Genomic DNA, 10,537 nt, shown 5'->3' with positions numbered 1-10,537 from the left:
CCTCCATCGTGCACGCCTCGCCCGAGAGCACCATCGGCGGTGGGCTGGCCTGGCTGCGCACGGGCGACGTCATCCGCGTCGACCTGATCGCGGGCCGCTGCGACGCGCTGCTCAGTGATGAGGAGCTGGCGCGCCGCCGCGCTGAAGATGCGCCACCTGCGGTACCGCCGAGCCAGACACCGTGGCAGGAGATCTATCGCTCAACGGTGGGGCAGCTGTCGACCGGCGCCTGCCTGGAACTCGCCGTGCCGTATCGCGGCGTGATCGACACGCCACCGCGGCACAACCACTAGGACCTGTTATTTAACAGGCCCTGTGTGGTCACGCCGGGCAAAGTGAATTAAAGTGATATCTCCTTTTCCTGAGGTATCGCCATGCCCGTCCTCGAACAGCTCTCTCGTCTCGAACTGCCGGCTCGCGCGTTCAGCGGCTTCGTGCCCATTGCCTGCAGCCTGGGCGGGGCGGCAGCGGCGGCGGCGCTGTTCGTGTGGTCCATAGGCAACCTGGCGCTGATGGTGCTGACCGTGCTCCTCTTCGCGGCCAGTTTGCTCATGCTGATCGGGATCTACATGCAGGAGCCCAACGAGGCGCGGATCCTGACGCTGTTCGGCCGCTATGTCGGCACCGACCGCCATGAAGGCCTTCGCTGGGCCAACCCGTTCGCGATGCGGGAGCGCATCTCGCTGCGCGCGCGCAATCTGAACGCGCCGCACATCAAGGTCAACGACAAGCGCGGCAACCCGATCGAAATCAGCGCTGCCATCGTCTGGCGCGTGCAGGACACGGCGCGCGCCGTCTTCGAGGTGGACAAGTTCGAAACCTACGTGGGCGTGCAGGCCGAGACGGCCATCCGCCATCTGGCCACGCAGTTCGCCTACGACGACGGCGAGGACCTGGACCCCGACGAAACGACGCTGCGCGCCGGCCAGGACGAGGTCGTCAAGGCGCTGGTCGCCGAACTGCAGGAGCGCTGCGCCCAGGCCGGCGTGGCGGTGCTGGAAGCCAAGATCACCCACCTCGCCTACGCCCCGGAAATCGCCCAGGTGATGCTGCGCCGCCAACAGGCCGAGGCCATCATCAGCGCACGCAAGAAGATCGTGCAGGGCGCGGTGACGATGGTGGAGGAGGCGTTGCGCGGGCTGTCGGAGCGCGAGATCGTCGTGCTGGACGACGAGCGCAAGGCGGCCATGGTGTCCAACCTGCTCGTCGTGCTGTGTTCGGACAAGGACGCCCAACCCATCATCAACGCCGGCACGCTGTACGCCTGAGCGCGCCGCGGCATGGCCAGCCCCGACAAGAAGGCCTTCGCGTTACGGGTGGACCCGGCGCTGTGGGCACAAATCGAACGCTTGGCAGCCCAGGAGCTGCGCTCGGCCAATGCGCAGGTCGAAGTGCTGCTGCGCGAGGCGCTGGCGCGGCGCGGCATCAAGCCGGCCGCCAGCCCGGCGCCCCGGCGAGGGCGGCCACCCAACGAGCCGGGCGACACCGGCGAGGGGTAGACGCGCTCATGTGTCGAGACGGCTATATCCGACCCATCAAGAGCAGCACGAGCACGATCAGCAAAACCAGGCCGATCCCTCCCGTTGGCCCATAGCCCCAGCCGCGGCTATGGGGCCACGCCGGGATGGCGCCGAGCAGAAGAAGGATCAGCACGACGAGCAGAATGGCACCTAGACTCATTGCGGTCTCCTTGGTAGTTGGGGCTCACGATTCAACGGCGCTGAAGCGCCTTGAACCTGTGCCGACTCTCCTCGCAAGGCCGACCCCCAGGTGTAGGACTTGACCGCGCAACCGGCTAGCTCGATGCCGGCTCAGCACTTGCGCCCCCGTCCCGCCGTGCGCTCAGATCTCCAGCCGGCCCTTCAACGCGGCATGGTCGGCCGCCAGCGGCGTCACGCTGGCCGCAGCCGCCAGCGCGCCCAGCGCCTGCCGGCGCAGCGCCTCGCCATCCACCGGCTTCAGTGCCACCAGCCAGGTGGCCGCCTCGGCCCAGGCCAGCCGCGCCGGGCGACCCAGGCTGGGGTCATCGAACAGCGGCTGCAGCCGGGCCAGGGCCTCACGCAGTTGCGCTTGCGCGCCGGGCTTGTGAAGCTCGGCCAGCAGGGCGCCGTACACCGCTTGCAAGGCACTCCAGCGCAGGTCGGCCGCGGGATTGGGCGCGGTGCCGGGCGACGCTTTCCACGCGGCCAGGCCCTGCTCGACCACCGCCAGCGCCTGGACGGGCTGGCCATTGCGCCAGAGCGCGAGACCATGCTGGGCGGCCAGCGTCCGCGGCAACTGGACCCATTTGCTCTGCGGGCCCTCCTGCCGGGCCAGGCGCTCGTTCTCGGTCCAGGCCAGGGTCGAGGCCTCGAGCGCTGCGGCCCATTCGCCACGGCGCAGTTGCACAAGCGACAGGGTATTGGCCTCTTGCAGCAGGCCATCGTGCCAGGCGATGTTGGCGGGCTCGGCCTCGACATTGGCGCGGCGCAACGGCATCGCGGCCTGCAGCTGGGCCAGCGCGTCGTCGAGCCGGTCCAGGCGCAGCAGCGTCAGCGCGCGGGATGCCAGAGCGACGCCGAGCTGGTGGCGGAGGTAGACCTCGGTCTTCATCTCGCCGGGTGCGGCGTGGCGGTCGCTCTCGGCATGCATGGCGGTGTCGGCCAGCAGCTCGCGGTAGACCGGCTCGGCCTTGGCGTACAGGGCCAGGGCTTCGTCAAGCTGGCCTGCCGCGCTCAGCGTCTGGCCGAGGCTCAGGGTGGTGTTGGCCAGCTCCACGCCCAGGGCTGCGCGGCCCAGCACGTCGTCCCTGGCAAACGGGCGTGCCTGTTCGAGGCGCTGGAGGATGAGCCGGCTGTTGGCCACCGCACGCTCGCGCTGGCCGGTGTTGCGCAGCCGAACCGACTGCACCTGCAGCGCGCGGGCATGCCACTGCGCAAAACGCCAGTCGTGATGCTGGCTGGCCCACAGGCGCTCGCCCAGCTCGACGGCGCGCTGGGCCATCGCGTCGGTCTGGGCACCGAGTTCGGCCGTGCCGGTGGTGTCATTGCCCAACAACTCGGCGCGGCGGGCGAGGATGGCGGCGCTGAGCGCCTGCAGGTCGCCATCGGGCTGCTCGCCCTGCACCAGGGGGTCGAGCGCGGCGAGGGTCTGTGCCAGCAGCGCATCCTGGGCCTTGCTGCCGCCGGGCAGGTAGGCGATCGCATCGCCGAAGCGGAACACCAGGTCGGCCGTGATGCCCTTGACCGCCGTCAGCCGCAACTCGGCCGCGGCGCGCGCTTGGCCGGCCACGTGTGCCTGCCAGGATGCCGCAGCCAGGCCCCCGGCCAGGGCCAGCAGAACGCCCAGACCCAGGGTCACCGGCAGGCGGTTGCGCCGCACGAACTTGGACAACAAGTAGCCGCGGCTGGGCGCGCGGGCGCTGACCGGGTAGCCCGCAAGCGTGGCGCGCAGGTCGGCGGCGAACTGCTCGACGCTGGCATAGCGGCGGCCCACGTCCTTCTCCAGCGCCTTGAGCAGGATGTTGTCGAGATCGCCCTTGAGGCGCTGCCGGGTGATCAGCCAGGCCTGGGCATCGGGCGCCGCAGCGTCGGGGCTGCTCAGTTGCGAGGGGCGGGTCGGCGCTTCGTCGAGCACCGCGCGCGCGGCCTCGGCGGGGCCGCGCGCGTTGCGGCCGTAAGGACGCTGGCCAGTCAGCAATTGGTAGAGCAGGACGCCCAGCGAGTAGACATCGGTACCCGTGCCCACCGGCTCGGCGCGCACCTGCTCGGGGCTGGCGTAGTTGGGCGTGAAGGGGCGGACGGCGCCAAGGGTGCTGTCGCTGCCTTGCGCCTCGGTCGGGTCGAGCGCCTTGGCGATGCCGAAGTCGAGCAGCTTGACCTGCCCGTCGTGCGTGACGAGCACGTTGCCGGGCTTGAGGTCGCGATGCACGAGCAGGTTGCGGTGCGCGTGCGCGACGGCGTCGGCCAATTGCAGGAAGAGCGCAAGGCGCTCGTCGATGGACCGCGTTTGCGCGGCTTCGTCGATGGGCAGGCCATCGATGAACTCCATGACGAAATAGGGCAGCCCGTCGGCGCTGAGACCGGCGTCGAAGAGCTGGGCGATGTGCGGGTGATGCAGCCGCGCCAACGCCTGGCGCTCCTGCGCAAAGCGCTGCAGCACGGCGTCGCTGTCCATGCCGCGCTTGATCACCTTGATGGCCGCGCGGCCCTCGAAGCTGCCGTCAGCGCGGCGCGCCTCGTACACCTCGCCCATGCCGCCGCTGCCGATGCTGCGCACGACGGCCCAGGCGCCGAAGCGCTCACCGTCGCGGGACAGGCTGGCGGCCACGCTCTCGGCGATGGGCCGCGACAGCAGCGGATCGCCGTCGGTGTGGTCGGCGTGATGGGCGAGCAGCGAGTGCAGCTCGGCCTTCATCGCGGCGCTCACGGGCAGCGCGTCGACATGCGCCGCACGCTCGGCCGCGGGCAGCGCCACCGCCTCATCGAAGAGGCTTCGCAGGGCGGCCCAGTCGGCGGGCGTGGGGGTGGGGGTGGTCATCGGCGGGCTCGGGGTGGGCGGTGGCGACGCGACTGTAGTGACGCACCGGCATGCGGGGGAGCGGGGGAACCGCCCCCCGTGCCATCACTGCTTGACGAGGCCGCTGCACTGCGCAAGCGACTTGACCGGTCGCGGCATGCGGTGGCTGGCGTCGGCGCTGTACGACGCCGGCACGTTCAGCGCCGCGTTGGCCGGCTGGTAGGCCAGCGTCACCCAGGTTTGTTCACCGGCGGTGAAGTAGTCCTGCGCCTGCACCGCCACGCTCTCGCCAAAGGTGACGATGACGTCGTCCTCGTCGCCGGCGAGGCGGGTCGTCAAGTCAACATTGCCGCTCACCAGGTGGAAGACGCCGCTGCTCGACACGTCCAGCGTGCAGCTGCTGCTCGTGTAGTGGCCGACGAGTGCTGCCGACATGTCGGCCGCGGTGGCGCCGTTCAGCGTCGCGACGTTGGCGCCGCCTGCGCTGGTCGGGTTGGGGTTGCTCAGCCAGCACTCCACCCGGTCCGTGGCCGTGGTGAAGCCGGTGCCGCCCTGGCGCGCCACGCCTTGCGCCATCACACCCTTGACGAGGGTGAGCTGGGCGTAGCGGTCGTTCGGCACATCGCTGGCCTGGACCCGCGTGAGGCTGACGACATTGAGGATGAGGTCGCCCACGTCGCCGTTGACGGCGGCCTGCAGGCTGCGTCCACCGGCCGAGACGGTCAGCATGCCGTCCTTGGCCACGGCGATGCTGCACGAGGTGGTCTCCTGTGTCGCCTGGCCCGGCGTGAAGACGCGCCCGAGCTGGCCCTGCCAGGTACCGATGGCCGGCGCGACGTCTGCGGCCATCGCCTGCCCCTTGGGCGTGAGCACGATGGCGTGCGGCGCCGGTGGCGTGGGATCGGTGCCCGTCAGCGCGGGCGGCAAGCGGTAGATGCCATTGGTTGCGGCGCTGAAGTCGGCGATCAGGTCGATGTAGGTCTTGTGGCTGGCGAGTGCGGCGGCCATGACGCTGTCCAGCAGCGCGTCCGTGGAATCGCCCGGCTTGGCGTCGAACACGACGGTGAAGGGGTCGAATGGCCCGGTGGGCAGCACGTAGCTGCCGGCCGTGAGGGTGGCAATCAGCTGGGTGAGCGCTCCGGCGGTGTCGAGCCGGGTGCCCGCCGGTGCGGCGGCCAGGCCCGCAAACCAGGTCGYGGGCGGCATGCCGGCAGCGCGCGCAATCGTCAGGTCGGTGAGGGTGGTGATGTTCACGCGCCCGGCGGCCACGGCAATGCTGTGCAGCGAAAGCGCATTCGGCACGCCGCCCACCGTGCCACCCGACACCTGCAGTGCGCAGGGCAGCGTGTTGGCCGGCACGTCGACGGTCCAGGTGCCGGTGGCGCTGGTCGGCAGCGAGACCGTGGCCGGCCCGCTGGTACAGGTGGCCGTGACCGTGCCGCCAACGACGGGCGCGCCGCTCGCAGCCACGCCGGTCAATGTGGCCTTGACAACCGCCGGGGCAGGCGCAGGCGCGGGCGCAGGGGCGGGTGCAGGCGCGGGGACGGGCGCAGGCGCTGTTGCGACCGGTGCAGGAGCCGGTACTGCGGGCGCCGTGGTGCCGCCACCCCCGCAGCCGGCCAAGGTGGCAACGGCCACGGTAGCCGCCGCGATCACGAGGCCACGCAGGCCGTGGGGAGTTGGGCAAGGGGTCGATGTCATGGTGGAGTCCGGTGGGAGGGGTGGCACCCCTCGCCGATTCGAGGGGCATGCCGGGGTACGCAGCGTGGCGCGGCCAAAAGGCTCATCGGGCTTGAAAACAGGCACGCATGAACCGAGCAATCCTTCGCAGGCATGTCGCGGCGCCGCGCGCAAAATGCGCGGCGCCATGACCGCTATGACTGCCCTGTCCGCTTCGAACCCCGCCGCCGCCGATGTCACCGAGTGGCTGCGCCGGCTCGACACGGATGCGGCCGGCGCATCGAACCAGCTCTTCGAGCTGCTCTACGGCGAGCTGCACCGCATCGCGCGCGCCCACATGGGCCGCGAGGCGAACGCGCACACGCTGAGCCCGACGGTGCTCACGCACGAGGCCTGGTTCCGCATGGCCGAGCAGACGCGCACGCAATGGTCCAACCGCGCGCATTTCCTGTCGGTGGCCTCGACCATGATGCGGCGCATCCTGGTGAACCACGCGCTGGCCAAACGCACCGAGAAGCGCGAGGCGCAGCTGGTGTCGCTGTCGATCACCGGCACACCGGAAATCGGCGCGCAGGCCGAACCCGACGTGGTGGCCGTGCACGAGGCCATCCTGGCCCTCGAAGCCGTCGACCCGCGCGCGGCCAAGGTGGTGGAGCTGAAGTTCTTCGGCGGGCTCGAAAACGACGAGATCGCGCAGGCGCTCGATCTGTCGCTCGCCACCGTCAAGCGCGACTGGGCGCTGGCACGGGCCTGGCTGCGCCGCGAACTGGGCGCCGCGCCGCTGGCCTGACGCGTTGGCGGCGGTTCACCTGGCGCTTTTCAGTCGCTGCACCAGCGCATCCCGCGCGCTGCCGATCATCGGCAGGTAGGCCCGCTCGAAGGTGGCCTCGTCGAGCGTGACCGCGGCAGTCGCATTGCTGGTGCCACGCGAGCGGCCACCGGTCAGCAGCGCCAGGCCCATCGACAGCGCGTTGCTCGTGTTGTCTGACTTGCGCGACTCGTCGGTGGTGGTGTCAACGAGCGCGAAGCCTTCGGCAGCGCCCTGAACCAGGCGGTCGACGTAGAAGGCGCCGTTGACGCCGCTGCGCGACGTCGTGCGGAAGATGCGCTGCCCCTCCTGCGACACGATCTGCAGCTGGGTCTCGTTGGGGTAGAGCACCGGGCCGGCCTCGATGGAGGACTGTGAGCGACGCGCGATATTGGCCAGGAAGCCCTTGCTGCCGGAGGCGGTGCCGAAGCTCGCGAAGAAGTGCAGGCGCACGAAATGCAGGTCGAGCGCCTGCGCCACCGCGCTGGCCTTTGCACCGTTGGCGCCATCCAGCGCGGTGATGCGGTCGCTCAGCGTGCCGCGGCCTCCCGCCGTCTGGAAGAAGGCCGGCATGCCGGTGGGCGCGAAGATCTTGGAGACGGCGCCCGTGTCGTCGATGACATAGGGCGCCGGCTTGCCCATGCGGGCCTCGACTTCGGCGTACTCGGGGCGCGCGCGAATCGTGTCCATGCCGACGACTTCAAAGCCGGCAGCGGTCAGTGCCTCGACGGTGTCGCGGTAGACGCGGTCGGTCAGCGCCTGCATCGCCGCATCCGGCACGCCGCGCAGCTCGGCCTGCACCGAGGTGCTGTTGCCCCCGCCGCTGCCGCTCGCCTTCAGCGTGGTGACGAATTCGATCCCGAACTGGTCGATGGCAACACGGCGCGCACCCTTGATGGCCGCGCCGTTGTCGCTGCCGACGGAGACCGTCGGCGCAGCAGCTTGCGCGGCGGCTGGCGGCACGCCAGCCAGGAGGGTGAGCGTGGCAAGGAGCAGCGGGGCGAGCAGTCGGCACATGGCGGTCTTTCGTGGCAGGGCTGAAACCTTCGGTTCGTCGAAGGGGACAACCTGGTACGCAAGACGGTCAGGTGAAAAGGCTCATCCCCACCACCCGTCAGCCCGCCTGCGCGGTTGGATACGACGCCGCCGTGACCGGCGAGACCAGGGACCAACCCATCGCCTTGTACAGAGCGGCGCCCGACTCCGTGGCCACCAACACGCCTTGCCTTGCCTCCAGATCGAGCGCGATGCTTGACAAGATGGTCATGACGCGTCGCCCCAGCCCCTTCCTCCTGTGGGCCTCGGCCGTGACGATTTGATCGAAGGTGGCGAACGGACCCTCGATCGCCACCTGGCCGCCGGCCGCGATTTCTCCTGAACCTGCGATCAGCCTGGCAAACGCGACCTCTCCCACCTTGTCGGTCTGTATGCGATAGCCCTCAGGGGCGGTGGTGTCGCCGCCCCTGAGATCGGTGCTCATCAGAAACTCGGGTTCGTGAAACTGCCAATGATGGGAGAGCAAGGGAGACACGCTTTCACGTGGTGCGCAGATCTTCAGCCAGCTGCCGGGGCCGGTCTCGGTGACAAGTTCTTGGAGGAGATGTCGATCAAGGGCGGGAAGAACATAGCGTGTCGTCTGCCCGGGCTTTCYGACCGAAATCTGAAAGCAGCCGGAGCGCCTGACCGGCGCTGGCGTGCGTCGCGAAATCGCCCAGCCGCAGGCCCAGGCACGAGCAGCGACTGCGGGGTCAAGCGCGCCGGCGTTGCGGTCACCCTCGGAGTTGATGGATGAAGGGATCATCTGTGCAGTTCAGAAATGAAGGGCATCTGCATCGGCGGCCATGGCATCGGCAATCAGCCTCATGTCATGGTCGCTGACGGCAAACAGTCCGAAACGGAACGAATAGCCCCAGCGCGCGCGGTCCTGCACGAACTCGAAGCGGTCGATCAGCGGGGCGATGGGCGCTTCGCGTGCGGGCACATAGTCCACGTCCTTGCGGAAGGGGACGAAGCCGCCACCCATGTCAAAGGCGTAGGGCTCGCCGGGCCTGACCAGCCCGAGCGACACAAAGGCCTGCAGCTTGTCGCTGCCGCCCATGGTGACCGTGGGCGCGTAGTAGGCCACGCGGTCACCGGGCCTCACGCGCCGCAACGGCGCGACCTTGCCATGGCACACCTGCATATAGCCTGCGCCGCGTTCCGCGCAGCCTCGGCGTGCGTGGGTGGCGCTGGCCACGGCAATCCAGTTGCCGCGCGGCGCGGCCATGCCGGCCTGTGCCGATTCCTCCCACAGGGTGGCGTTTTTCATCGGAGCGCCTCGTGCGCAAGTTGGGAATCGCCATGATGGCGGGACGTCGCGACAACGGCTTGTCAGCAGAAGGCACCCCGCCAGCCGGTGAGTCCTGCCCACGCCGATCGCGAGCGGGCAACGGAGTTCAGCAACGCGGCAACGGGCATAGTTCTGGCTCCTCCCCTTGCCTTGAAGCCGATGACCCCGCCTCTCGCCGCCCGCGGCTCCTGCTACTGTGGCGCCGTCTCCGTCACGGTCCCATCGCCTTTGCGCCGCCCGGACAACTGCCACTGCGGCGAATGCCGGCGCCTGAGCGGTGCGGCATTCACCACGTGGATCACAGCGCCGCGCGATCAGGTCGTCGTGAACAACCCCGAGGGGCTGTCGGTGTTCTGTCCCACGCCCAACCTGCAGCGCTCGTTCTGCAAGACATGCGGATCGCATGTCTTCACCGCGGACGCGCGGCTGCCAAGGGCTTACGGGTTCCCTGCGGGGCTCTTTGAGGGCGAGCCCATCGAGCCGCCGGGCGAGGACTACTTTCTCGATGACAAGGCCCGTTGGTGTCGGCGTTCTTTACACCCAGAAAGCTGACCGCAAGCAAATCACCGCCACAGCAGGGTTTTCTCTGATGGCACGATGCTTGCTAATTCGTCCAGGTCTTTCTTTGGGAGTAAGTAACTATGTTGAAGTCTCTTGCCTTGGCCTCTGTGCTGTCCCTGGGCAGCCTTGCGGCGCAGGCCACCCCCTTCGTGTTGGGCACCGGCACGCTGGGCGCAATCACGGTCAACAGCGGCAACGTCGCTGTCGTGCCGAGCCTGGTGAACGACACCTTCACGTTCTCGCTGGCGTCGGCTTCGAGCGTGCAGAGCAATGTGACGACGATCTTCGGCAGCCTGTCGCCGGCCTTCTACAGCATCGTCAGCACCGGCGCCGATCACGTCGTGGGCGGCACTGACGACACCGTCATCACCGGCTTTGCCTTCACGTCCACGTCGACCGGGCATTTCACGAACCTGAGCGCCGGCAACTATTACTTCAACGTGTTCGCGTTGGCTAACCAGGCGCCGTCGGCCTACGCGATTTCGGCTTCGGCCACCGCGATGCCGGTGCCGGAACCTGAAACCTACGCCATGCTGGCAGCAGGCCTGGGCGTCATGGGTTTTGTTGCTTCGCGCCGTCGTCGCGATCTGTAATTGATTTGATTTCTGGGTCACTTCCGCAGTGATCCGCCGAAGTTCCCCAAAGCCCTGGCCTCAAACGCC

General features: G+C 69.0%; 10 protein-coding genes and 2 pseudogenes. 6 read left to right on the top strand and 6 right to left on the bottom strand.

The features are described 5' to 3' along the window. From AC1DU6_RS01805 to AC1DU6_RS01795, 3 genes and pseudogenes are all read left to right on the top strand, one after another. Positions 1 to 293: pseudogene (locus AC1DU6_RS01805) on the top strand (dihydroxy-acid dehydratase); the annotation flags it as partial. A gap of 81 nt (positions 294 to 374) precedes the next feature. Then, on the top strand, positions 375 to 1,268 hold the full coding sequence (locus AC1DU6_RS01800; RefSeq protein ID WP_457323095.1) for an SPFH domain-containing protein: 894 nt from the start codon (positions 375 to 377) through the stop codon (positions 1,266 to 1,268). Positions 1,269 to 1,280: 12 nt separating this feature from the next. Further along, positions 1,281 to 1,499, top strand: coding sequence for a type II toxin-antitoxin system antitoxin (locus AC1DU6_RS01795; RefSeq protein WP_457323094.1), 219 nt, complete (start codon positions 1,281 to 1,283; stop codon positions 1,497 to 1,499). A gap of 22 nt (positions 1,500 to 1,521) precedes the next feature. Here the strand turns inward: AC1DU6_RS01795 and AC1DU6_RS01790 are convergent, their stop codons facing one another. The 3 genes from AC1DU6_RS01790 to AC1DU6_RS01780 all read right to left on the bottom strand — a co-directional run bounded on the left by AC1DU6_RS01790 (position 1,522) and on the right by AC1DU6_RS01780 (position 5,967). Next, entirely contained in the window at positions 1,522 to 1,680 is a 159-nt protein-coding gene (locus AC1DU6_RS01790) for a DUF3309 family protein (RefSeq protein WP_457323093.1), read from the bottom strand. Between the two features lie 162 nt (positions 1,681 to 1,842). Beyond that, positions 1,843 to 4,518, bottom strand: a complete 2,676-nt coding sequence (locus AC1DU6_RS01785) for a serine/threonine-protein kinase (protein WP_457323092.1) — start codon at positions 4,516 to 4,518, stop codon at positions 1,843 to 1,845. An 84-nt stretch (positions 4,519 to 4,602) separates the two neighbouring features. Beyond that, positions 4,603 to 5,967: a hypothetical protein gene (locus tag AC1DU6_RS01780; RefSeq protein WP_477855942.1), complete on the bottom strand. Its 1,365-nt coding sequence runs from the start codon at positions 5,965 to 5,967 to the stop codon at positions 4,603 to 4,605. 385 nt (positions 5,968 to 6,352) lie between these two features. Here AC1DU6_RS01780 and AC1DU6_RS01775 point away from each other — a divergent pair, with 385 nt between their 5' ends. Continuing rightward, complete coding sequence (locus AC1DU6_RS01775) at positions 6,353 to 6,967, top strand: ECF-type sigma factor (RefSeq protein WP_477855941.1); 615 nt, start codon at positions 6,353 to 6,355, stop codon at positions 6,965 to 6,967. A gap of 15 nt (positions 6,968 to 6,982) precedes the next feature. On the opposite strand, the gene AC1DU6_RS01770 is transcribed toward AC1DU6_RS01775, so the two are convergent. The 3 genes from AC1DU6_RS01770 to AC1DU6_RS01760 all read right to left on the bottom strand — a co-directional run bounded on the left by AC1DU6_RS01770 (position 6,983) and on the right by AC1DU6_RS01760 (position 9,293). Further along, positions 6,983 to 8,002: a hypothetical protein gene (locus AC1DU6_RS01770; RefSeq protein ID WP_457323089.1), complete on the bottom strand. Its 1,020-nt coding sequence runs from the start codon at positions 8,000 to 8,002 to the stop codon at positions 6,983 to 6,985. Positions 8,003 to 8,099: 97 nt separating this feature from the next. Continuing rightward, positions 8,100 to 8,786 carry a GNAT family N-acetyltransferase gene (locus AC1DU6_RS01765; protein ID WP_477855940.1) on the bottom strand — a complete coding sequence of 229 codons (687 nt, stop codon included), beginning with the start codon at positions 8,784 to 8,786 and terminating at the stop codon, positions 8,100 to 8,102. Positions 8,787 to 8,795: 9 nt separating this feature from the next. Then, a complete protein-coding gene (locus AC1DU6_RS01760; RefSeq protein ID WP_457352369.1) occupies positions 8,796 to 9,293 on the bottom strand; it encodes an EVE domain-containing protein in 498 nt (165 codons plus the stop codon). Positions 9,294 to 9,473: 180 nt separating this feature from the next. Here AC1DU6_RS01760 and AC1DU6_RS01755 point away from each other — a divergent pair, with 180 nt between their 5' ends. Further along, positions 9,474 to 9,866, top strand: coding sequence for a GFA family protein (locus AC1DU6_RS01755; protein WP_162247874.1), 393 nt, complete (start codon positions 9,474 to 9,476; stop codon positions 9,864 to 9,866). Between the two features lie 113 nt (positions 9,867 to 9,979). Then, positions 9,980 to 10,468, top strand: a pseudogene (locus AC1DU6_RS01750) (FxDxF family PEP-CTERM protein); the annotation flags it as partial. Positions 10,469 to 10,537: the final 69 nt, after the last annotated feature.

Source organism: Roseateles sp. P5_B10 (genome assembly GCF_056400485.1).
Note: the sequence above shows the minus strand (reverse complement) of the source record. Positions and strands in the feature narration are given on the sequence as shown.

What these genes read in the sequence shown, in the direction of transcription:
- AC1DU6_RS01770 (WP_457323089.1), bottom strand. Translation starts at nt 8,002, where the DNA reads ATGTGCCGACTGCTCGCCCCGCTGCTCCTTGCCACGCTCACCCTCCTG.
- AC1DU6_RS01790 (WP_457323093.1), bottom strand. Translation starts at nt 1,680, where the DNA reads ATGAGTCTAGGTGCCATTCTGCTCGTCGTGCTGATCCTTCTTCTGCTC.
- AC1DU6_RS01795 (WP_457323094.1), top strand. Translation starts at nt 1,281, where the DNA reads ATGGCCAGCCCCGACAAGAAGGCCTTCGCGTTACGGGTGGACCCGGCG.
- AC1DU6_RS01760 (WP_457352369.1), bottom strand. Translation starts at nt 9,293, where the DNA reads ATGAAAAACGCCACCCTGTGGGAGGAATCGGCACAGGCCGGCATGGCC.
- AC1DU6_RS01755 (WP_162247874.1), top strand. Translation starts at nt 9,474, where the DNA reads ATGACCCCGCCTCTCGCCGCCCGCGGCTCCTGCTACTGTGGCGCCGTC.
- AC1DU6_RS01775 (WP_477855941.1), top strand. Translation starts at nt 6,353, where the DNA reads ATGCGCGGCGCCATGACCGCTATGACTGCCCTGTCCGCTTCGAACCCC.
- AC1DU6_RS01800 (WP_457323095.1), top strand. Translation starts at nt 375, where the DNA reads ATGCCCGTCCTCGAACAGCTCTCTCGTCTCGAACTGCCGGCTCGCGCG.
- AC1DU6_RS01785 (WP_457323092.1), bottom strand. Translation starts at nt 4,518, where the DNA reads ATGACCACCCCCACCCCCACGCCCGCCGACTGGGCCGCCCTGCGAAGC.